Raw genomic sequence first — 19,721 nt, 5'->3', positions numbered from 1 at the left:
GTGGTCGACACCAGCGTCCCATTCAAGAACTTCAGGACCTTTGACATAGATCAACAGTATCGCGACAAGTGATGAATCAGTCCGATCCTCCGTCTCGACAACATGCATCTTGTGCCAGCGTCGACGGTTGCAAATCCGCTGGCAGGTTTGTTGTCGCGGGTGCATATTACTGCGTAAGGGAAATTGTCATGCGTATGCCGGGAGCCAACATTGGGTGCCGGTTGCATGGGACTTCCGGAATCATTCCGGTCGCCCAGCGCGAGGATTCGCATTTTCGTCCAGCGCCGGATCATACATTCGCGGCCGGCTCGCTGCGTGTGACCAACGTGCAGAGCCTCCTATTAAAAATTGGCAAGCAGTTCGTATCGCAATAGCAATCGCCGCAAGTGCAACAAGCGGCGCGTGGTGGAAGCGAGCGTTTGAGCTTGTGGTGAGGACAGCCAACCGCCGGTAAGCACAGCGCGAGGTCGTCTTTGAAGGTGCGACGATGAGCGCCGGGCTTCTTTCAATCGCGCTGATGGCGTGCGCCTTGCTACCGGATCACTGATTGGGGCGGAGCCACTGGAGTACTCAACACTGGAGATTGAACATGACGCAAAGAATTGTCCGAAATACTGCAATTGCGCTTTCGACTATCGCTTGTGCGACACTGTTCTCCATCACCTGGTCCGAGCGGGGCGGTCTTTCGGCGTCGGTCGAAAGTGCCCAGGCGCGTGTGGGCCGGCCGCTGACGCCCGTGAGCGTCGCCGGCGTCGCGCGTCGTCAGACCCGGCGCGCCGCGTACGGGTACGGGGTGGGCGCGGGTGTCGCCGCTACGGCAGCGGTCGCTGCGGCCGCCGCTACCGCGCCGGCCTATTCCGGCTGGGGCACAAACGATTGGACCAATTCGTATGCCGCCCAGACGGATCCCTACTTCGGCCAGCCCTACTATCCGGCACGAGCCTACCAGAGGATCAGTCCGTACTACGGATATGCCGGATGGACGGAGTACAAGGCAGCCAATGGTATCGGCTGCGAGCCCGGCACGATGACCAAGATGGCTGACGGCCGCATGTACGTCTGTCAGTGAAGCCGGCGCAACGGCAGCGAAAGAGGGCGGCTCCCTGAGCCGCCCTCTTTCACGATGAAGCAGATCAATCCCACGCGGCGACGGGTCGCGCGCGGCGTTGATCTACGTCAACATCGCCTCCCCCTTTTGCCACTGACGATACCTTGGGCCGCATCTGAAGCGGGCTCCATCACCTTCAGTTCACGTGCGATGAGGAGGATCACCATGCGTCGGACGAACATTTTTCCAACCAAGTCAGTGACGGTTGCGGGAATAGCGGCGAGCCTGATGTTGGGGTTTGCAGGCGCCGCTCTCAGTCCAGCACCGGCCAACGCCGTGATTTACTGCACGTATGTCGGTTATCCGGCAGGCTGCGTGGCGCGGGCAGGCGTTGTGCTCAGGCCTCGTCCGGTGGCGCGCGCTGCGGTCCGCCACAATGCGGGCGGCAATTTGAATGGCGGCGTCAATCGGGTTGGCGTGCGGCGATAAGGCCGTGTTTGCGGGTCTCCTTCCCTTCTCCCCTTGTGGGAGAAGGTGGCGCGGATGCAATCCGCGCCGGATATGGGGTTCTATCCGCTAGCCAGAAGAGGGGCTCACTCGCGGTGAGAGACCCCTCGCCTGGATTTCATCTGGCGATGCAATCCGGCCTCTCCCACAAGGGGAGAGGCGAACCGGCAAAGATCGGTGGAAAACTGATCGCCGGCCTTTACGCCCTCGGAGCGCAGCGGACGTAGACCATGTTGCCGTAGCGGACCCCGGCGTCCTTGTCGACGAAGCGGGTGATCATGACGCGGCCGTCGAACGAGACGATCTCGCGGTCCTGCTCGCCGGGCGTCGGTCCAGGCGGGCCGATATAGTTCTTGCCACTCGGGGAACCCTTCAGCCGCAGTTCCTGCGGGGTGGCCTGGTCGGCCAGATGCATGATGACGCCGCCGTTCTGGCCGGCGCCGATCACGTAAGGCTGCTTGCACTGGCCGCGCGCGGCGGCCTCGGTGCGGGCGCGATCGGCGGGATTCTGGAACGAGGCGAGACCCCAGCGGCCGACGATCTCATCGGCGCGGATGCTTGCGGGCATTTCGGGGGCGACCCCCGGCTCGGCTGGCGCCGGCTCAGGGTTCGACGACAACGACGGCAGGCTCATGCTGCCGCACGCCCCCAAGAGTGTCGTCAGCGCCGAAACAGCCGCGAACCGTGCGACCAATCGCGCGTTGAATGACCTGATCATATGCATCCCCCGACTATGTCCCGGCCGCACCCGTCCTGCAGCCAAGCGTAAAACTTAAGACGGAGCAATGACGTCTGACAAAATTACGTCATCGCTACGATTTGGTTTCTGGTCCACCATCCTATATTGGCCTCACCAAGGCCTTAACCCGTTTGCTTGACAGAAACTGCGCCAAGCCATATTTCCCGGCCCACAATTAGCACTCTCGCACCACGATTGCTAAGAGCGTCGGGCGTCCTGCCCAGCGCCGACCGGGCCGGCATCCAACACCGGTCCCGATGAACCGGACCTGAAACCGAGCCTCCAAGAGGGAACGTCATGGCTAAATCCACCTTCCGCCCCCTGCACGACCGCGTCGTGGTCAAGCGTATCGATGCCGAGGAGAAATCCAAGGGCGGCATCATCATTCCGGACTCGGCGAAGGAGAAGCCGTCCCAGGGCGAGATCGTCGCCGTCGGCCCGGGTGGCCGCGACGAGGCCGGCAAGCTGATCCCGATCGACCTCAAGGTCGGCGACCGCGTGCTGTTCGGCAAATGGTCGGGCACCGAGGTCAAGCTCGACAACCAGGAGCTCCTGATCATGAAGGAGTCCGACATCATGGGCGTGCTGGCCTGATCGCCATTCAACCGCGCGACCGCACCACTCGCATCGTCATGCCCGGACTTGATCCGGGCATCCATCACGCTTCCCAAGAGTTCTTACCAAGGCGATGGATCGCCGGGTCAAGCCCGGCGATGACGAGCGCGGAAACGGCAAGCGCGTCTCTCAAAACTGACAGGAGTTCAAACCAATGGCTGCCAAGGACGTAAAATTCGCCGGAGAGGCCCGCGACCGCATGCTGCGCGGTGTCGACGTGCTCGCCAACGCCGTGAAGGTGACGCTCGGCCCCAAGGGCCGCAACGTCGTCATCGAGAAGAGCTTCGGCGCTCCCCGCATCACCAAGGACGGCGTCACCGTCGCCAAGGAGATCGAGCTCGACGACAAGTTCGAGAACATGGGCGCGCAGATGCTGCGCGAGGTCGCTTCCAAGACCAACGATACCGCCGGTGACGGCACCACCACCGCGACCGTGCTGGCGCAGGCCATCGTCCGCGAGGGCGCCAAGTCGGTCGCCGCCGGCATGAACCCGATGGACCTCAAGCGCGGTATCGACACCGCGGTCGCGGCCGTGATCAAGGACATCGAGAAGCGCGCCAAGCCGGTCGCCTCCTCGTCCGAAGTCGCCCAGGTCGGCACCATCTCGGCCAATGGCGATGCCGCGATCGGCAAGATGATCGCGCAGGCGATGCAGAAGGTCGGCAACGAGGGCGTGATCACCGTCGAGGAGAACAAGTCGCTCGAGACCGAGGTCGATATCGTCGAGGGGATGAAGTTCGACCGCGGCTACCTCAGCCCCTACTTCATCACCAACGCCGAGAAGATGACCGCCGAGCTCGAGGATGCCTACATCCTGCTGCACGAGAAGAAGCTGTCCGGCCTGCAGTCCATGCTGCCGGTGCTGGAAGCCGTGGTGCAGTCGGGCCGTCCGCTCTTGATCCTCGCCGAGGACGTCGAGGGCGAGGCGCTGGCGACCCTGGTCGTCAACCGCCTGCGCGGCGGGCTCAAGGTCGCCGCCGTCAAGGCGCCGGGCTTCGGCGATCGCCGCAAGGCGATGCTGGAGGACATCGCGATCCTGACCGGCGGTCAGCTGATCTCCGACGACCTCGGCATGAAGCTCGAGAGCGTCACGATCAACATGCTCGGCCGCGCCGGCAAGATCGTGATCGACAAGGAGAACACCACGATCGTCAAGGGCGCCGGCAAGAAGAAGGACATCGACGCCCGCGTTGGCCAGATCAAGGCGCAGATCGAGGAGACCACCTCGGACTACGACCGTGAGAAGCTGCAGGAGCGCCTCGCCAAGCTCGCCGGCGGCGTTGCCGTCATCAAGGTCGGCGGTGCGACCGAGGTCGAGGTCAAGGAGAAGAAGGACCGTGTCGAGGACGCGCTGAACGCGACCCGCGCCGCGGTGCAGGAAGGCATCGTGCCGGGCGGCGGCGTCGCGCTGCTGCGCGCCAAGAAGGCGGTCGGCCGGCTCACCAACCCGAATGCCGACGTCCAGGCCGGCATCAACATCGTGCTCAAGGCGCTCGAAGCTCCGGTCCGCCAGATCTCGGAGAACGCCGGTGTCGAGGGCTCGATCGTGGTCGGCAAGATCCTCGAGAACAAGTCGGAGACCTTCGGCTTCGACGCCCAGACCGAGGACTATGTCGACATGGTCGACAAGGGCATCATCGACCCCGCCAAGGTGGTGCGCACCGCCTTGCAGGACGCCTCCTCCGTGGCCGGTCTGCTCGTGACCACCGAAGCCATGGTCGCCGAACTGCCAAAGGACGCGGCGCCGGCAATGCCGGGCGGCGGCGGCATGGGTGGAATGGGCGGCATGGGCGGCTTCTAAGCCTCCCCCATCCCTATCGAGATCGAAGGCCGCCTCCGGGCGGCCTTCTTTTTTGCAGTTTGATTACGATCGGGATGCAAGGATCATCTGATGTCCCGCGACGCCAAATCACTGACGTCAACGCTCGTGCTGTTCTACGCGATCGGCACGTTGCTCGCGGTCGGCGCCTATGCCCTGGACAGCATCGATGATCTTGCGGTCGTCTTGACGTTCTGGCTCAGGCAAACGCTGACGTTTGTCGTCCTCGGCGCGGGTTATGGCGTCTATTACGTCATTTCGGGTTCTGCCGGTCATCGTCCAAAAGCGCCGTTGCGATTTCTGGACATCTCGTTTCTGGCCGCTGCTTCCACGCTTGGGGTTGGCATCCTCGTGCACAGCTGAGCGATCCTTGACGCGACGGCCTGACAGTCCGTTACGCCACGCAGATGTCCGGCACCGCCACCTTCTGGAACAGGTGCGGCGAGGCTACCGCCGAGGCCGGATAGGCCGAGAGCTTGGCCCTGAACTCGGGGTTCATGAAGGCGGCGCGGAAGGCGGCGGTCGATTCCCAGACCGCGTAGTTCAGATAGGCCGGGCTCTCGCCGAGCGCGCGGTGCAGCTGGGTCGAGATGAAGCCCGGCTGCCGCTTCATGATGGCGGCGTCGTCCTGCCAGGCCTTGAGAAACGTGTCCTCGTCGGCCGCATCGAGCGTGAAGAGGTTGACGAGCACGACGTTGCTGGCATCGACCGCGAGCTGGCGGTCGATCGGGAAAGCGGGGTCCAGGGGGCGCATCTGCGGCATGGTTGGCTCCGTTCGATATGGTGTTATGATGTCATTCCGGACTGACGGATACATACAGAAATTGACATCATGGTGTCAATACGTTTATATGATGACAAATGCCGAATGCAAAACGAACGCCGGCGGGCGAAGCCCTGAGCACCCTGATTCCCGACCTGTTCAGGCTCAACAGCCTGCTGTTCACATCAGGCGACCGGCTGGTGGCCGGGCTCGGGCTGACCAGCGCGCGCTGGCAGATCCTCGGCGCCATCGTCGCCACAGAGCGCCCGCAACCGGTCGCATGGCTGGCGCGCGACCTCGGCGCTGCCCGACAGAACGTGCAGCGGATCGTCAACGACCTCGAACGGGACGGGCTCGTCGCCTTCGAAACCAACCCGCATCACCGCCGCGCCCAGCTCGTCGTGCTGACCGCCAAGGGGCGGCAAAGCTTCGACGCGGCCATGCGCCTGCAGCTGCCTTGGGTGAACGGCCTCGCCGACGGGCTGTCGATGAAGGACCTCGAAACCGTGAGCCGGGTCGTGACGGTGCTGCGCGGCCGACTGGAGGGCGGCGAGGAACCTGACGAACGCACATGACCGCGATCGCGGCGCGCGGCCGCCGTTAGGCGGCCTTCTTTTTTGGCCAATGACATGGAGGTTTGCTAGTTACGACGGAACCGATTCTGCCCTTCGAGGACTTATCGTATGCGCGCGCTCCCGCTCCTGCTGCTCGGTCTTGCCGTCACCTCGGCGCCTGCCCTCGCCCAGATGAAGCTGCAATCGAAGGCGGCTCCCGCCAATGGCCCCGAGACGCGCTATTTCACCTCGATCGACGGCCTGATGGACGGCAATGCCGACGTCGTGCTGAAGGAAACCCGCCAGGGCAAGACCGTGACCGCGGCCGTGCTCGACGTCTGCTATCCCGCCGACAAGAGCTCCGACCGCAAGGACCGCTTCGTCGCCAACCTGACCGTCAGCGGCCAGACGCTTTCCGGCACCGCCCAGAGCGTCGCCGACAAGCAGCCGGTCACCGTCAAACTGAACCGCAAGCAAACCGGCGACGGTTTTGAGTTCCGCGGCCAGATCACGATCGGCCAGACCGTGACCGAGGTCGCCTCGACGGACAATTCCGATCTCAGCGAGAAGGAATTCCAGGACAACCAGGCCACCGAGGACGGCATCACGCCGCAGCCGAAGGATTTCACTGACGTTTCGCCGGAATCGATCGGTGTGCGGGTGAAGCTCGATGCGGCGGCGGATTTCCTCAAGAGCCTGAAAGGCGAGGCCGTCGAGATCGGCACCTCCAGCCTTGCGGTGACCTGCGATGCGATGCGCTCCGGCGAGCAGACCATCAACCTCACCGTCGATCCCGAGCACGCCGGCGCGCTGCTCGCCAAGGCGAAATCCGCGCCCGGCGTGACCGCGGCCGGCTGGACCAGCGGGGTGGTCGAGATGGACCGCACCATCCGCTTTGCTGCCGCCGATTGGCGCGAGGGCGACAAACTCAACCATGACAAGCTGGCAACCGCGATCGCGGGCGTGCTGGCGAAGACGCTTGCCGCAAAGCCCGCCTCGGCGACGTGGAACGCGAACACCGGCAAGCTCAAGCTGGTGCTGAAGCGGCCCAGCGCGATTTACCCGGCACTCGGCCTCACCCAGAATTACGAGATCACTGCCCTGGTCTCGCCCGACAAGCCCGGCAGCTCTGACCGGCTGATGCTGTGGGTCTCGAGCCCCACCGTTTCGACATCGGACGACAGCGCCGGCGCCAAGCTCAATCTGTCCGACGATTCCAGCAGCGACGAGGAAGGCAGCGAGACCAGGGACGACAACGGCGCGATCGACGCGCTGCTCAAGGAGTTCAAGGGCCAGCGCTGGGACGCCGACAAGTCGGTGTGGCGGTAAGGCCGCCGCTGTCCTGAGTTAAGCCGCCTTCGTCTTCAGCGGCACGACGTTGTCGCGCACCGCCTTCGGGGTGGCGTCCGGACCGGACTGAAGCATCCCGTCGCTTCTGGCGAACAATTCGGAACGAGGCTCGATCGCAGCGCGATCGAGCAGCGCCCGCAGCTCGTTACGAAGTCCGTCGCCGCGCAGCGCGGCGATCGCATCGAAGTTGCGCATGATGTTCTCCTGCGTGATCGCAATCAGATTCTCGCATTCGTCTTTCGCGAGCCACCCGCTTCCCGATTCCGCGACGACGCTCGAGAAGCCGTGCTAAGCGCCATATCGACACAGCGGAATCTCGTCTGAAACTCGATCGCTCGCCCGATCTGAAATCGGGTGGTGCGAGACACGCCTCCAAATGTTCACTGCGCGCATCGAGAGAGCGCCGGTCGCGATACTGGCAACGCGCAAATGGAGACGAAGAGATGTCAGAGGAAAACAAGAACGTCGTCGGCCGGTGGTTCAAGGAGTTCTGGGGCAACCCCTGGAATCCGCGCATCATCAACGAGCTCGCCACAGCAGACATTGTCGTGCACTACCCGATGCACGAACCGAAGAAGGGCCGCGCCGCGGTCACGCAGTTCATGACCGAATTTCGCGAAGCCTTTCCGGATCTCAATTTCTGGGGCGTCGGCGATCTCGTCGCGGAAGGTGATCTCGTCGTCGGCCGCTGGGAAGGCGGCGGTACGCACACGGGACCTGCGTTCAGCGACTTCCGCCTCGGCTCGTTGCCCGCGGCCTCCGGCCGCAAGATGACGTTCGCCGGCACCACCGTGCTGCGCGTGCAGGACGGACGGATCGCCGAAGAGTTCGGACAGGAAGATGCGATCACCGCCATGCTGCAGCTCGGCCTCATTCGTTTGCCCGAAAGCGACGGAGCCGCGTCGCGGCCGGGCGGCGAGCTGCCCGCCGGCTGGAGCAACATGCCGGGATATCCGGAAGGGCCGCGCTGAGCACGGCCAGAGTGCATGGCTCCATCGACGATCGCATCATGACTACCCGAACGCGCTTGATGCGCGTTCGGGTAACGCAATCGATCGGCACGGTGAACTTGAAGGTCTCTAAGCCGCAGGCTTGCTGGAGGCATTCCAATATTGCTGCGCCGGCATCGTATCTCCCGATGCAGCGCCGGCGCGGTCTCGCGGCCGCAATTTGCGTCAAGACGGGAAGATCAGGCACGTCGTCGTGCCGTGCGCGAGCAATCTTCCCTGCTCGTCGGTGACCTTGCCTTCGGCGGTGCCGATGCGACGGCCGCAATTGAGCACATTGCCTTCCGCCCTGATCGGACCGGTGTCGGGCGTGATCGGACGCACCAGCGAGATCTTGAACTCGAGCGTGGTCTGGCTGGTGCCGGCATCGAGCGTCGACTGCACCGCAAGCCCCATGCAGCTGTCGAGCAGCGTCGCGGTGAGGCCGCCATGCACGGTGCCCGCCGGATTGAGATGCGCGTCGGTCGGTACCAGCGTGACGACGACGCGGCCGCGCTCGGCTTCGGCGACGTCATAACCGAGTGTCCGCGCGATGGTGTTGAGCGGCAATGCGCCGCTGGCGAGACCCTGCACGAATGCGAGGCCGCTCATCTTAAGCTTCTGTTCCGCACTGACGGTGCCGTAGCTCTTGGCCATTGCCGATCTCCATCGGGGTTGATTGCATCGTGACGGCTGGCCGCTTGCCCCGCAGCGACGCGGCGGAGCGGCCGTAGAGTTTTGCGAATGCGGCATTCATGCGCCGCGCGCTGGAGAAGCCGGCGTGCTGCGCCACCAACGCAAGCGGCAGCTCGCTGCCGTCGATCAGGCGCTTGGCGCGCTGCACGCGCAGCGACAGCGCGACCTGGAGCGGCGAGGCATCGAGATGCTCGGCGAACAGACGCGACAGATGCCGCGCGCCGACGCCGAGCCGCCCCGCCAACGCCTCGACATTGCCGCGGTCGAGCGCGCCCTCCTCGATCAGCGCCAGGGCGCGCTCGACCGTGGTCCTGGTGCCCTTCCAGGCCGGGCAGAACGGCGCCGCCTCGGGACGGCAGCGCAGGCAGGGCCTGAAGCCAGCACGCTCGGCCGACGCCGCGCTGCCATAGAACCGCACGTTGCGCGCGAGCGGCGTGCGCGCCCGGCAGACCGGGCGGCAATACACGCCGGTGGTCTTGACCGCGACGAACACGACGCCGTCCCAGGCCGGGTCGCGGCGCTGAAAGGCTGCATATTGTGCGGCGAAATCGAGCATGCGACCGCTATAGCCCCGCCCGCGCGCCGCGACGACCCGCTTTGCGGGGACGACGTCCGGAAACGACCGCTGGTGCGGAAGATACCCGGGCATCTACGGGGGCCTGCGACCAAAAGACTTCGTGCCGCCGCAGTTCGGTCACCGAAAATTAAGGCTCGATTTAGTTTCGAGGATCATGCTTCGCGCCATCGAACACAGGTCACGCCATGCAAGACCGCGAGCCGATCAACGCTGCGAACATCTGGCCGACGGATGTGCCGGAGGGTCATTCGCCGGCACAGACGGCGGACCTCTGGGATGTCACCGGCGAGAACCACGACGCCGCCCTGCTGCTGCGGGAGCCGTTTGCCGACCGCATCGGCACCGCGCTCTTGGCAGCGACCGCACTCGCTGCAAGCTTCGTGCTGGGATGGACCGGCGGAGCCAACTGGCACGACCTTGCAGCTCCCGCCCCGGTCCCGGTGGCCCAGAAGGAAGCGCCGGCCCCGCACATTGCGGAGGTGGCGCCGAGCCGAAAGAACGAGGGCCCGCGCCGGGCCGCGTCCAACGCCGACCCCGTCGTCACCGGCAGCATTCCCAAAACCACACCGGCCAGCCCGCGCCCGCTCGCCTTGGGCGCCGCGCCGACGACCTTGAATGCACAGGCCGCCGCATTGGGGCCGAAGCAGGCGCCGGCGGCGGCGCCGGAGACGCGGCCGAGCACCATCCCGGGATGGTCGGTGGTCGAAGTCCGCGACGGCACCGCCGTGCTCGAGGGGCCCGAGGGCGTCAAGATGGCCGCGCGCGGCGACGTCGTGCCCGGCCTCGGACGGGTCGATTCCATCGTGCGCTGGGGCAACCGCTGGATCGTCGCCACCGCAAGCGGACTGATCGCAACGCCCTGAGCGTTTTGTCTTGACGCGTTTCCTTGAACGCGAACCGCCGTCCGCTTCGCTTAACGCTTTAGTTGCTGTTGATCACGAAACGCAACGACTTGCTGCCGGTGAAGGTCACCTCGTCACCGTGCCGCCGCCAGCCCGTCATGTCGCCGAGCGCCGCCAGCAGATCCTTGTCCGCCTGCGCCCGCTCCGGCGTGCAGGTGCGGTTCTCCATCGCGCCGGGAACGAAGACGATGGTGTTGCCGGCCACCGAAAACTGGCCCTTGCCGCCGTCGCACCACAGCTCGAGGATCACCTCGCCATTGTCGCCGACCTCGATCGAGGGAATCCGCTTGGAGCCCGGCATGCGCGCGGCGTCGAGCGTCATCACGAAGCCGAACGGGAACTCCTCCTGGGCCCGCGCCGGACCCGCGCCGAGAGCCGCGGCAACCAGCGCCAACGCGGCGATGCCGCCGTTCAAACCTCGCCTCATCGAAACCATGCCAATCCTCGAAATGCGACGCGCAACTGCGGGCCCCTTCTATGGGAGCAGAACGCGATTGGCCAGATTGGCAACGCCGGAAAATGTGCTGGAAAAGCAAATCCCCGCGAGCTGTCCGCTCGCGGGGATTCCTGGTTCGCCAAATGCGTCGTGGCGCTATTTCAGCACCAGCATCGTGAACGGATAGACATAGGCCTGCAGGGTCACGAACAGACCGACCAGACACGCCAGCACGATCGAGTGCAGGAACACGTAGCGCAGGATCGAGCCCTCGTGGCCGTACCAGTTGGTCGCGGTCGAGGCGACCACGATCGATTGCGCGTCGATCATCTTGCCCATCACACCGCCCGAGGAGTTCGCCGCCGCCATCAGGATCGGCGACAGGCCGAGCTGCTCGGAGGTGATCTTCTGCAGATTGCCGAACAGCACGTTCGACGCGGTATCCGATCCGGTCAGCGCCACGCCCAGCCAGCCGAGCAAGGTGCCGAAGAAGGGATAGAGCACGCCGGTCGCCGCGAAGGCGAGGCCGAGCGTGGCGTCGACGCCGGACAGCCGGGTCAGCGTGCCGATCGCCAGCATCGCCGAGATCGTGATCAGCGAGATCGCGCAGATGCGGATGGTGCGGCCATACTCGGCGATCAGCTTGAGCGGCGAGAAGCCCATCAACAGACCCGAGATGATCGCGGCGATCAGCATGCCGGTGCCGGTGAACGACAGGTAGGTGAAGCCGAACACGGCGCCTTCCGGCGTCGGCTTGGCGGCCACCGGCGGCACCTTGAAGATCAGCTTGTCGAGCTCGGGGACCGGATAGTTCCAGACGAAGTTGGCGTTCGCCCAGGCCTTGAAGGCACCGTTGCCCCAGATCAGCATCAGGATGCAGACGATGATCCACGGCAGCAGCGCGCTCCACATTTCGCCCTGGGTCAGCGGCGTCTTGTCGAGCGGAGGTGCGGCGGCCATCGTCGCCGCCGATTCATCGCGGCCGCGCAGCGCCGGCGACAGCCAGAGCTGCCGCGGCTGCCAGACCTTCAGGAACAGGATCAGGGCGCCCATCGAAATCAGCGAGGCGCCGATGTCGACGATCCAGGGATTGATGTAGTTCGAGATCACGAATTGCGGGACCGCAAACGACACGCCGGTGACCAGGATCGCTGGCCATACCTCCTTCATGCCGCGCCAGCCGGCAAACGCCCACACCACCCAGAACGGCACGATCAGCGAGAACAGCGGCAGCTGACGGCCGACCATTGCGCCGAGGATATACGGGTCGAGCCCGGTGACCGAGGCGAGGCCCTGGATCGGCGTGCCGAGCGCACCGTAGGCAACGGGTGCCGTGTTGGCGATCAGCGACAGGCCGGACGCAGCGAGCGGCGAGAAGCCGAGCCCGATCAGCACCGCGCCGGTGATCGCGACCGGCGTGCCGAACCCGGAGGCGCCCTCGAAGAAGGCGCCGAACGAGAACGCGATCAACAGCAGCTGCAACCGCCGGTCCTCGGTGACGCCGCCGACCGCGCGCTTGAGCAGCTCGAACTTCCCGCACCTCACCGTGACCTGGTAGAGGAAGATGACGTTGAGCACGATCCAGCCGATCGGGAAGAACCCGGTGATCACGCCGAGCAGGGTGGCGCGGATCGACATGTTGGCCGGCATGGTGAAGACGAAGATCGTGATCAGGTTGGTCACGATCACGGCGATGATGGCCGCAATGTGCGCCTTCACCTTGCCGCTGGCGATCAGGACCAGCAGCGTGACCACGGGAATGGCGGCCGCGACCGTCGACAGCGCCGCATTGCCCAGCGGGTTGTAAATTTGATTCCAGGTGTTCATCTCGGGATCCTTCCCACATTTTTATGCAGCGCGCCGGCCTGCATGCGGGCAGGCGCGACTGGTGCGATTGCGGGAGTCCGTCGGAAAAGCTGCAGCCCCGGCTCGCGAATGAACGATCGGTAAGGATCGCTCACATCCTCGCGAAAAATCGAAGGTCCCCCGCCCCTCGCCGTTGTCCTCATGCTAGGATTGACTCGATTGCCGGGACAAGCCAACGCTTGCATGCCAGAACTACGACTTTAGTCGAGGACTACCCCGATTGTCCCGATTCTTCAGGCCTTTGCGGCCCCTTCCCCGGAGACGATAATCTGTGAACAACATTCGCTCGACGCTCGCGACGGTGTGGCGCATCGCCTCGCCCTACTTCAACTCCGAGGACAAATGGGCCGGCCGGGGGCTGCTTGCGGCGGTCATCGCGATCGAACTGGCGATCGTGGGCATCAACGTTCTGATCACGCAGTGGAACAACCGCTTCTACAACGCGCTGCAGGAACGCAATTGGGATTCCTTCGTCAGCGAGATCATCTATTTCTGCGTCGTCGTCGCGTTCTTCATCCTGCTGGCGGTCTACCAGCTCTACCTCAATCAATGGCTGCAGATCCGCTGGCGGCAATGGATGACCACACACTATCTCGGGGACTGGCTGCATCAGGCCAATCACTACAGGATGCAGCTGCAGGGCGACGCGGCCGACAACCCCGACCAGCGCATGACCGACGACGTCAAGCTGTTCGTCGACCGCACGCTCACGCTCGGCCTCGGCCTGTTGAGCTCGGTCGTCACGCTGGCGTCTTTTCTCACCCTGCTGTGGGGCCTTTCCAATGAGGCACCGCTGCACCTGTTCGGTACGGAATATTCAATTCCCGGCTACCTTGTCTGGTGCGCGCTGATCTACTCGGTGCTCGGCACCGTGCTGACCCATCTGATCGGCTGGCCGCTGGTCGGCATCGATTTCAAGCAGCAGCAATATGAAGCCGATTTCCGCTTCAACCTGGTGCGCGTGCGGGAAAACTCCGAGCAGATCGCGCTGCTGCAGGGCGAACCGGCCGAGCGCGAGCGCCTGCGCGTTCGCTTCGGACGCGTGGTGGAGAACTGGATCGCCCTCATGAACCGGACCAAGAAGATCACCGCGTTCACGGCGAGCTATAATCAGGCCTCGGTGATCTTCCCCTATGTGCTGGTGGCGCCGGCCTACTTTGCGCAAAAGATCCAGCTCGGCGGCATGATGCAGACCGCATCGGCGTTTTCGAACGTCCAGGGCGCGTTCTCGTACTTCGTCAGCATCTATCGTCAACTGGCCGAATGGCAGGCCGTGGTGAACCGGCTCGATGGATTCGAGGCAGGGATCGCGGCGGCATCGAACCTCGCCAAGCGCGACGACCGAATTCATGTCACGGCGACGCCGGGCGACGGCGCCGTCAGCCTAGAAAACCTAGTGCTGCGGCTGCCGGACGGCACGCCGCTGCTGGACGCGGACCGGTTCGGCTTCCGCAAGGGCGAGCGCACGCTGATGACCGGCCCCTCCGGCGCCGGCAAGTCGACGCTATTCCGCGCGATCGCCGGCATCTGGCCGTTCGGCGACGGCGCGGTCGAGATCCCGGCCAATGCCAGCCTGATGATGCTGCCGCAACGTCCCTATCTGCCGATCGGCTCGCTGCATGACGCCGTCGTCTATCCGGGCGAGGCCAGGCAATTCGATGCGGGACGGGTCCGCGAGGTTCTCACCGCCGTCGGACTGCCGCAGCTTGCGTCGCGGCTCGAGGAACAGGCGCACTGGAACCGGATGCTGTCGCTCGGCGAGCAGCAGCGGCTCGGCATCGCGCGGGCGCTGCTGCATGCGCCGCAGTTCCTGTTCCTCGACGAGGCGACGGCCTCGCTCGACGAACCGGCGGAAGCCGCGCTGTACAGGCTGGTTGCCGAGAAGCTGCCCGGCACCACGGTGGTTTCGATCGGCCACCGCTCGACGCTCGACACCTTCCATCAGCGCAATGTCACGCTGGTCCGCGACGGCGACCGCTTCATCCTGCGCGACGCGGTCAAGGTCGCCGCGTCGTAAACGGCATTAGGGGTCAGCCGCGGCCACGGCTTGCCGCTGACCCCGGCGGGGGCAGCCCACAGGTCTCGCGAGCGCCTTTAGCTATTGTCCGCCTTGTGCCGATCAGACCTGGCCGGCCAAAAACAAAAGGGCGGCAGATTGCTCTGCCGCCCCTCGATCCCCGGAGGAGAGATTACTTCAGGTTGGACATCGCGGTCAGGTCGACCGAGAGCTTGGCGATGCCGGCCGCGCCGCACCAGTTGGAGCTCGTGCCACCCGGATTGATCGGGGTGACGGCAGTGGTTCCGCCCGCGGTAAAGTCGCTGGTGAAGGCGCTGCAATCACCCTTCGACATGTCGGTGTCGGAGTAGCGCAGATCGAGCGTGAACACCTTGTAGGTGAAGCCGATGCCGATGTTCCAGGTGTTGTAGTCGGCATACTTGATGCCGTTCGGAAACGCCGGGACGCCGTAGAAGCTGTCGGAGGTGCCGAGCCACTGCCGGCCGAACTCACCCGACACGTACATGCCGACGCCGCTGCTGCCGAACACGGTGCTCGGCGCAGTGTACTTGCCGATGATCGAGGAGTAGTTGCCCCAGGCGCCGGTGTTGAGGAAGTTCGGCGAGTAGTATTCGTTGATGGTGAACGCCCAGTTGTCGTTGATGGTCCAGGTCGCCTTGCCATAGACTTCGAAGAACGAGACGTCCTTCTTCATGACGGCGAGGTTGGTGAGGGTGTTGGCCTGGCAGTCGGCGCTCAGCGGATTGCCGGCGAAGTCGGCCACCGCACCGCCGCCGTAGTAGCAGGTCCCGCCCGGATACAGGTAACCCCAGACACCGATGTCGAAGGCGAAGGCGCCGAAGGTCGGGCGGATACCGCCGTAGACGTCGACTTCAGCCGCGGCGCGGTTGGCGAAGGAGATGCTTTCGGTCGAAGTACCGACGTAGAGCTGCAGGTCCTTGCTGACGTTGTAGCGCGGCTCGAAATAGGCGGTGACCGACGGATTGTGGTTGGACTGGGTGACGCCGCGGAAGATGTAGTCGCTCATGATGCCGGCGCCAAAGGCGATGTCCCAAGGATCGAAGGGAGCCGGCGGCGGCGCCTTGACGGCCTTCACCGCCATGTCAGCTGCCATTGCCGAGCTCGAAATCATTGCTAGCGCCGTTGCTAACAAAGCCAGTTTCTTCATGACGATCCCCATCTACCTGTTCAGACAGCCCAGCTCCGGTGGCCCCCCAGGGCGCGCGATAACGGACTGCAACTAAATCGCGTGTGGCCAATCTGAGGCTCATGCACGGTACCGTGAAGCCAAAAAGACATGCATGTGCCGCCTTTTTAGGCGTTCTAGCCATCTTGCCGCATGTTGACTTGCGGGTGTTGCATTTGCACCACAATACCGCTGCTCTCGCACCGGTTGAACGTGTCCATCCGGACCGGGAAACGGCAACAGCCGGCTCGGCGGAAGAGCATCGGCGCGAATCGCCGTGCCCGTAAAAGCACGGATTGTCGTCGCACCTACGGAAGAAGCCGCAGCGTGGCGCGCTGCGGCTTCGATCAGTTGAACCTCGGCAATGTGGCAGCGGCCTAGAGCATTTTTGGTTCTGATTGAATCAGAACCGAAGCTCTAGATTCTTGTTTTGACGCGTTTTCTTCACGCGAACCGGTGCCCACTTCGCTCGAAAACGCTCTAGTGGTGCTCGCCCCCGTCGGCCGACCCGGCAATCCAGCCCGGCGCCGGTTCGTGGCTCGGTGTGGCCCAGCTCGGTGCCGGCTGCGGCTCGGGCGCCGGAGGTGCTGCGACCGGAGCGGCCGGCTTCGGCGCGGCAGCCTTCTTCGGAGCAGCGGCCTTCTTCGGCGCGCTCTTCTTGGCAGCGGCCTTCTTCGGCGCAGCCTTCTTGGCGGCTTTCTTTGCCGTTTTCTTTGCAGCTTTCTTGGCCGACTTCTTCGCCGATTTCTTTGCAGCCTTCTTGGCGGATTTCTTCGCAGCCTTCTTGGCCGACTTCTTCGCGGACCTCTTCTTCGCCGCTACCACCTTCTTGGCCTTTTTGGCCTTCTTGCTTTTCTTCGCCTTCTTCGACTTCGCCATCGTGGTCCTCCTGTTGCCGCTATCTGAGTCCACCGGGCGTATTGAAGTGATCGCTTGCCGGACGTTGGCTGCACCTCGAAGAGAGGCACCCTCCACTTCGCTTGTCGGGCATGATGGCCGCGCGATCGCTTCGCGTCTGTGGCAAGGAAGCGCCGGTCCTTCACGTTGCGTCAGGGCAAGGCTGGGGTCCGGATCATGCTCGAGTGGCAGTCGATCAATTCAATCCTGGCCGGGGACCTCCTGTCGCCCAATCGAGAAGCTCAATCGTGTGCACCACAGGAACTGACGTACCGCCGGCAATCTGAACCATGCAGCCGATATTGCCCGCAGCGATCATGTCCGGTTTGACAAGCGCAATATTGGCGACCTTCCGATCGCGCAATCTGCTCGCAATGTCGGGCTGGAGAATGTTGTAGGTCCCCGCCGAACCGCAACACAAATGGCTCTCGGGCACATCTTTCACCACGAATCCATTCTTGGAAAGCAATTCTTTCGGAAGTTGAGTGATTTTCTGTCCATGCTGCAACGAACAAGCGGAGTGATAGGCGACGGTGACGTCGCCTTTCTGTGTTGAAGGCGCGAGCTCGAGGCCAGCGAGATACTCGGTGATATCCTTTGCCAGCGCAGAGATTCGCTTGGCCGGCTCCGCGAATGTTTTGTCCTCGCGCAGCAGGTAGCCGTAGTCTTTGACAACTGTCCCACAGCCCGAGGTCGTCACCAGGATGGCGTCGAGCCCGTTCTGGTCCGCTTCCCTTTGCCACACTGTGATGTTGGCCCGCGCGCGTGCCAGCGCGTCGCCGTCCTGTCCCATGTGATGGGTCAACGCGCCGCAGCATTGCTCGTCCTTGACCAGCACCACCTCGACGCCGTGCCTGGTCAGGACATTGATCGCGGCCTGATTGATGCGTGGCGCCAGCACCTGCTGGGCGCAGCCCTGCAGCAGCGCGACCCGGCCGCGCCGCCGGCCGATCGGCGCAAACACGGTTCCCGCAGCCGGCCCCGGTTGCGGCAGGCCGCGCGGCGCGAGCGCCAGCATCGCCTTGATCCGCCGCAGCAGACCCGGGCTCGACGCACCGACCGATGGCGTCGGCAGCAATGCGGCGAACGGACGGGCGAGCCCGGCCAGGATCATGCTGATCCGGAATAGGCCCGGCCGCGGCAGCACGAGGGCGAGTACCCACCGCAGCAGCCGCTCGGTCAGCGGTCTCTGGTAATCCCGCTCGATCCGGACCCGGGCCTGGTCGACGAGGTGCATGTAGTTCACGCCCGACGGACAGGTGGTCATGCAGGCGAGGCACGACAGGCAGCGGTCGATATGCTTGACCACGTCGGCCGTCGGCGGCTTGTCTTTCTCCAGCATCTCCTTGATCAGGTAGATGCGGCCGCGCGGGCTATCGAGCTCGTCGCCGAGCAGCACATAGGTCGGGCAGGTCGCGGTGCAGAAGCCGCAATGCACGCAGGCGCGCAGGATCTTGTCGGCTTCCTTGATGTCGGGATCGGCAAGCTGCGCCAGTGAAAACTCGGTCTTCATGCAGCCCCGCCTCGCATCATCCGGCCGCGGTTGAGGACGGACCTCGGATCGAAGCTCGCCCGGACCCGTTCACCGAGCGCGGCAAGCCCGGCCGCCTGCGGCTGGAACACATCGACCGCCCGGCGCACATCCTCGGTGGCGCGGATCAGGGTGGCGTGTCCGCCAATCGCCTCGACCTGGCCGCGGACCAGCGTGGCCTGGGCGTCGGCGCCCGGCGGCACCGCGGCCCAGATCAGCCCCCCGCCCCAGTCGTAGATCACGTCGCCGCCGGTGGCGCGCGACAACGCCTGGCCCAGCGCGCCGCCAGAGGCCGGCGGGCAAACGATACGCCACACCGGCCAGGCCCCGAGCGCGCCGTTCGCCGCGAACGGCACCACGTCGCGCAGCGCACTCCAGATTGCGGCCGACCCGTCGTCGGCGAGGCTGTCGACCGTTCCATAGGACGAGAGCGTCTGGCTCAGCGAGGCCGCCCGATGTGCCGCCGACGCCGAAATCCCCTCGAGCCGCACCAGCGTGACCGGCTGGCCGGAGGCTGCGAGGCCGGCGAGCGCACCGCCCCCGGTCCGCAACGCCGAACCCGGCAGATGCGCGGCGCCGGAGACGTCGAAGGGCGAACCCAGCGCCGCCGTCATCGCCTTGTTGGCGGTGACGTCATCCAGCCCGCGCAGCAGCAGCGTCCGTTCGGCTTCCGGCTTCGGCATGACCTTAAGCGTGACCTCGGTCATGACCGCGAGCGTGCCCCAGGAGCCGGTCAGCAGCTTGCACAGATCGTAGCCGGTGACGTTCTTCACCACCCGCCCGCCGGTCTTGAAGCTGTCGCCGAACCCGGACACCGCGTGCGCCCCAAGCAGATGATCCCTGATACCGCCGGCCTTGATGCGGCGGGGACCGGCCAGTCCGGCGCCGATCATGCCGCCGATCGTGCCGGCGCCCGCGGTGCCGAGCAGCACAGAGGTGTCCATCGGCTCGAAGGCGAATTGCTGGTTCTTGGCGTCGATCAGGGATTGCACGTCGGCGAGCGGCGCGCCGGCCTGCACGGTGATGATCAGTTCGTTCGGCTCATAGGAGGTGACCGCATTCAGCGCCGAGACGTCGAGCAGCGCATTGGTCGCCATCGGATGGCCGATGGCGCGCTTCGATCCATGTCCAATGACCTCAAGCGGCTGCTCGCTGGCAACCGCCGCGCGCACCACTTCCTCGACGTCTTTTGCGTCTCTGACCTTGAGCGTATCCACGCCATAGCCGGTAGC

At 64.7% G+C, this 19,721-nt stretch carries 22 protein-coding genes; 11 read left to right on the top strand and 11 right to left on the bottom strand.

The window, feature by feature from the left end; translation table 11 throughout:
• Positions 1-188: 188 nt before the first annotated feature.
• From ACVMIH_RS33860 to ACVMIH_RS33850, 3 genes are all read left to right on the top strand, one after another.
• The gene (locus tag ACVMIH_RS33860) at positions 189-374 is read left to right on the top strand and encodes a hypothetical protein (RefSeq protein WP_456853187.1); all 186 of its coding nucleotides are present in this window, start codon (positions 189-191) and stop codon (positions 372-374) included.
• Between the two features lie 215 nt (positions 375-589).
• Positions 590-1,069, top strand: a complete 480-nt coding sequence (locus ACVMIH_RS33855; protein ID WP_244558799.1) for a hypothetical protein — start codon at positions 590-592, stop codon at positions 1,067-1,069.
• A 189-nt stretch (positions 1,070-1,258) separates the two neighbouring features.
• Positions 1,259-1,537 carry a hypothetical protein gene (locus tag ACVMIH_RS33850; protein WP_141339615.1) on the top strand — a complete coding sequence of 93 codons (279 nt, stop codon included), beginning with the start codon at positions 1,259-1,261 and terminating at the stop codon, positions 1,535-1,537.
• Positions 1,538-1,754: 217 nt separating this feature from the next.
• Here the strand turns inward: ACVMIH_RS33850 and ACVMIH_RS33845 are convergent, their stop codons facing one another.
• Complete coding sequence (locus tag ACVMIH_RS33845; protein WP_026192247.1) at positions 1,755-2,273, bottom strand: hypothetical protein; 519 nt, start codon at positions 2,271-2,273, stop codon at positions 1,755-1,757.
• 318 nt (positions 2,274-2,591) lie between these two features.
• Here ACVMIH_RS33845 and ACVMIH_RS33840 point away from each other — a divergent pair, with 318 nt between their 5' ends.
• From ACVMIH_RS33840 to ACVMIH_RS33830, 3 genes are all read left to right on the top strand, one after another.
• Positions 2,592-2,888 (top strand): co-chaperone GroES, encoded by a 297-nt coding sequence (locus ACVMIH_RS33840; protein ID WP_018269780.1) that lies wholly within the window; start codon positions 2,592-2,594, stop codon positions 2,886-2,888.
• A 175-nt stretch (positions 2,889-3,063) separates the two neighbouring features.
• Complete coding sequence (gene groL / locus ACVMIH_RS33835; protein ID WP_038388056.1) at positions 3,064-4,710, top strand: chaperonin GroEL; 1,647 nt, start codon at positions 3,064-3,066, stop codon at positions 4,708-4,710.
• A 90-nt stretch (positions 4,711-4,800) separates the two neighbouring features.
• On the top strand, positions 4,801-5,091 hold the full coding sequence (locus ACVMIH_RS33830; protein WP_456853189.1) for a hypothetical protein: 291 nt from the start codon (positions 4,801-4,803) through the stop codon (positions 5,089-5,091).
• Between the two features lie 31 nt (positions 5,092-5,122).
• Here ACVMIH_RS33830 and ACVMIH_RS33825 read toward each other — a convergent pair whose 3' ends face one another.
• Positions 5,123-5,491 carry an antibiotic biosynthesis monooxygenase family protein gene (locus ACVMIH_RS33825; protein ID WP_076827529.1) on the bottom strand — a complete coding sequence of 123 codons (369 nt, stop codon included), beginning with the start codon at positions 5,489-5,491 and terminating at the stop codon, positions 5,123-5,125.
• 98 nt (positions 5,492-5,589) lie between these two features.
• Here ACVMIH_RS33825 and ACVMIH_RS33820 point away from each other — a divergent pair, with 98 nt between their 5' ends.
• Together ACVMIH_RS33820 and ACVMIH_RS33815 are read left to right on the top strand one after the other, a co-directional pair.
• A complete protein-coding gene (locus ACVMIH_RS33820; RefSeq protein ID WP_057018090.1) occupies positions 5,590-6,066 on the top strand; it encodes a MarR family winged helix-turn-helix transcriptional regulator in 477 nt (158 codons plus the stop codon).
• Between the two features lie 108 nt (positions 6,067-6,174).
• Positions 6,175-7,374 carry a hypothetical protein gene (locus ACVMIH_RS33815; RefSeq protein WP_229192773.1) on the top strand — a complete coding sequence of 400 codons (1,200 nt, stop codon included), beginning with the start codon at positions 6,175-6,177 and terminating at the stop codon, positions 7,372-7,374.
• A gap of 18 nt (positions 7,375-7,392) precedes the next feature.
• Here the strand turns inward: ACVMIH_RS33815 and ACVMIH_RS33810 are convergent, their stop codons facing one another.
• Positions 7,393-7,590, bottom strand: coding sequence for a hypothetical protein (locus tag ACVMIH_RS33810; RefSeq protein ID WP_456853193.1), 198 nt, complete (start codon positions 7,588-7,590; stop codon positions 7,393-7,395).
• 248 nt (positions 7,591-7,838) lie between these two features.
• On the opposite strand from ACVMIH_RS33810, the gene ACVMIH_RS33805 reads away from it, so the two are divergent.
• Positions 7,839-8,366: an ester cyclase gene (locus tag ACVMIH_RS33805; protein WP_456864759.1), complete on the top strand. Its 528-nt coding sequence runs from the start codon at positions 7,839-7,841 to the stop codon at positions 8,364-8,366.
• 204 nt (positions 8,367-8,570) lie between these two features.
• Here ACVMIH_RS33805 and ACVMIH_RS33800 read toward each other — a convergent pair whose 3' ends face one another.
• Together ACVMIH_RS33800 and ACVMIH_RS33795 are read right to left on the bottom strand one after the other, a co-directional pair.
• A complete protein-coding gene (locus ACVMIH_RS33800; protein WP_316395496.1) occupies positions 8,571-9,038 on the bottom strand; it encodes a PaaI family thioesterase in 468 nt (155 codons plus the stop codon).
• A complete protein-coding gene (locus ACVMIH_RS33795; RefSeq protein WP_456856685.1) occupies positions 8,995-9,633 on the bottom strand; it encodes a bifunctional transcriptional activator/DNA repair enzyme AdaA in 639 nt (212 codons plus the stop codon). Before ACVMIH_RS33795 ends, ACVMIH_RS33800 begins: the two co-directional genes overlap by 44 nt.
• A 206-nt stretch (positions 9,634-9,839) precedes the next feature.
• Between ACVMIH_RS33795 and ACVMIH_RS33790 the strand changes: the two genes are divergently transcribed.
• The gene (locus ACVMIH_RS33790; protein ID WP_253624925.1) at positions 9,840-10,517 is read left to right on the top strand and encodes a hypothetical protein; all 678 of its coding nucleotides are present in this window, start codon (positions 9,840-9,842) and stop codon (positions 10,515-10,517) included.
• A gap of 58 nt (positions 10,518-10,575) precedes the next feature.
• Here the strand turns inward: ACVMIH_RS33790 and ACVMIH_RS33785 are convergent, their stop codons facing one another.
• Positions 10,576-10,992: an META domain-containing protein gene (locus ACVMIH_RS33785; RefSeq protein ID WP_253624926.1), complete on the bottom strand. Its 417-nt coding sequence runs from the start codon at positions 10,990-10,992 to the stop codon at positions 10,576-10,578.
• A gap of 156 nt (positions 10,993-11,148) precedes the next feature.
• The gene (locus ACVMIH_RS33780) at positions 11,149-12,819 is read right to left on the bottom strand and encodes an L-lactate permease (RefSeq protein WP_038380167.1); all 1,671 of its coding nucleotides are present in this window, start codon (positions 12,817-12,819) and stop codon (positions 11,149-11,151) included.
• Between the two features lie 310 nt (positions 12,820-13,129).
• On the opposite strand from ACVMIH_RS33780, the gene ACVMIH_RS33775 reads away from it, so the two are divergent.
• Complete coding sequence (locus tag ACVMIH_RS33775; protein ID WP_456853198.1) at positions 13,130-14,875, top strand: ABC transporter ATP-binding protein/permease; 1,746 nt, start codon at positions 13,130-13,132, stop codon at positions 14,873-14,875.
• A gap of 172 nt (positions 14,876-15,047) precedes the next feature.
• Here the strand turns inward: ACVMIH_RS33775 and ACVMIH_RS33770 are convergent, their stop codons facing one another.
• The 4 genes from ACVMIH_RS33770 to ACVMIH_RS33755 form a co-directional block, all read right to left on the bottom strand.
• The gene (locus ACVMIH_RS33770) at positions 15,048-16,043 is read right to left on the bottom strand and encodes a TorF family putative porin (protein WP_057018099.1); all 996 of its coding nucleotides are present in this window, start codon (positions 16,041-16,043) and stop codon (positions 15,048-15,050) included.
• Positions 16,044-16,541: 498 nt separating this feature from the next.
• Entirely contained in the window at positions 16,542-16,940 is a 399-nt protein-coding gene (locus tag ACVMIH_RS33765) for a histone (protein WP_456853200.1), read from the bottom strand.
• A 214-nt stretch (positions 16,941-17,154) separates the two neighbouring features.
• Positions 17,155-18,471 carry a glycolate oxidase subunit GlcF gene (gene glcF, locus ACVMIH_RS33760; protein WP_225162244.1) on the bottom strand — a complete coding sequence of 439 codons (1,317 nt, stop codon included), beginning with the start codon at positions 18,469-18,471 and terminating at the stop codon, positions 17,155-17,157.
• A complete protein-coding gene (locus ACVMIH_RS33755) occupies positions 18,468-19,706 on the bottom strand; it encodes an FAD-binding protein (protein WP_076827749.1) in 1,239 nt (412 codons plus the stop codon). The genes glcF and ACVMIH_RS33755 overlap by 4 nt, the downstream gene beginning before the upstream one ends.
• Positions 19,707-19,721 lie beyond the last annotated feature (15 nt).

This window comes from Bradyrhizobium sp. USDA 4503, assembly GCF_054055815.1.
The sequence above is the reverse complement of the archived record's forward strand: the minus strand, read 5'-3'. Positions and strand labels throughout refer to the sequence as shown.

Excerpts from the sequence above, each read along its gene's own strand:
- ACVMIH_RS33860 (WP_456853187.1), top strand. The coding sequence starts at position 189 with ATGCGTATGCCGGGAGCCAACATTGGGTGCCGGTTGCATGGGACTTCC.
- ACVMIH_RS33855 (WP_244558799.1), top strand. The coding sequence starts at position 590 with ATGACGCAAAGAATTGTCCGAAATACTGCAATTGCGCTTTCGACTATC.
- ACVMIH_RS33850 (WP_141339615.1), top strand. The coding sequence starts at position 1,259 with ATGAGGAGGATCACCATGCGTCGGACGAACATTTTTCCAACCAAGTCA.
- ACVMIH_RS33845 (WP_026192247.1), bottom strand. The coding sequence starts at position 2,273 with ATGATCAGGTCATTCAACGCGCGATTGGTCGCACGGTTCGCGGCTGTT.
- ACVMIH_RS33840 (WP_018269780.1), top strand. The coding sequence starts at position 2,592 with ATGGCTAAATCCACCTTCCGCCCCCTGCACGACCGCGTCGTGGTCAAG.
- groL (WP_038388056.1), top strand. The coding sequence starts at position 3,064 with ATGGCTGCCAAGGACGTAAAATTCGCCGGAGAGGCCCGCGACCGCATG.
- ACVMIH_RS33830 (WP_456853189.1), top strand. The coding sequence starts at position 4,801 with ATGTCCCGCGACGCCAAATCACTGACGTCAACGCTCGTGCTGTTCTAC.
- ACVMIH_RS33825 (WP_076827529.1), bottom strand. The coding sequence starts at position 5,491 with ATGCCGCAGATGCGCCCCCTGGACCCCGCTTTCCCGATCGACCGCCAG.
- ACVMIH_RS33820 (WP_057018090.1), top strand. The coding sequence starts at position 5,590 with ATGCCGAATGCAAAACGAACGCCGGCGGGCGAAGCCCTGAGCACCCTG.
- ACVMIH_RS33815 (WP_229192773.1), top strand. The coding sequence starts at position 6,175 with ATGCGCGCGCTCCCGCTCCTGCTGCTCGGTCTTGCCGTCACCTCGGCG.
- ACVMIH_RS33810 (WP_456853193.1), bottom strand. The coding sequence starts at position 7,590 with ATGCGCAACTTCGATGCGATCGCCGCGCTGCGCGGCGACGGACTTCGT.
- ACVMIH_RS33805 (WP_456864759.1), top strand. The coding sequence starts at position 7,839 with ATGTCAGAGGAAAACAAGAACGTCGTCGGCCGGTGGTTCAAGGAGTTC.
- ACVMIH_RS33800 (WP_316395496.1), bottom strand. The coding sequence starts at position 9,038 with ATGGCCAAGAGCTACGGCACCGTCAGTGCGGAACAGAAGCTTAAGATG.
- ACVMIH_RS33795 (WP_456856685.1), bottom strand. The coding sequence starts at position 9,633 with ATGCTCGATTTCGCCGCACAATATGCAGCCTTTCAGCGCCGCGACCCG.
- ACVMIH_RS33790 (WP_253624925.1), top strand. The coding sequence starts at position 9,840 with ATGCAAGACCGCGAGCCGATCAACGCTGCGAACATCTGGCCGACGGAT.
- ACVMIH_RS33785 (WP_253624926.1), bottom strand. The coding sequence starts at position 10,992 with ATGGTTTCGATGAGGCGAGGTTTGAACGGCGGCATCGCCGCGTTGGCG.
- ACVMIH_RS33780 (WP_038380167.1), bottom strand. The coding sequence starts at position 12,819 with ATGAACACCTGGAATCAAATTTACAACCCGCTGGGCAATGCGGCGCTG.
- ACVMIH_RS33770 (WP_057018099.1), bottom strand. The coding sequence starts at position 16,043 with ATGAAGAAACTGGCTTTGTTAGCAACGGCGCTAGCAATGATTTCGAGC.
- ACVMIH_RS33765 (WP_456853200.1), bottom strand. The coding sequence starts at position 16,940 with ATGGCGAAGTCGAAGAAGGCGAAGAAAAGCAAGAAGGCCAAAAAGGCC.
- glcF (WP_225162244.1), bottom strand. The coding sequence starts at position 18,471 with ATGAAGACCGAGTTTTCACTGGCGCAGCTTGCCGATCCCGACATCAAG.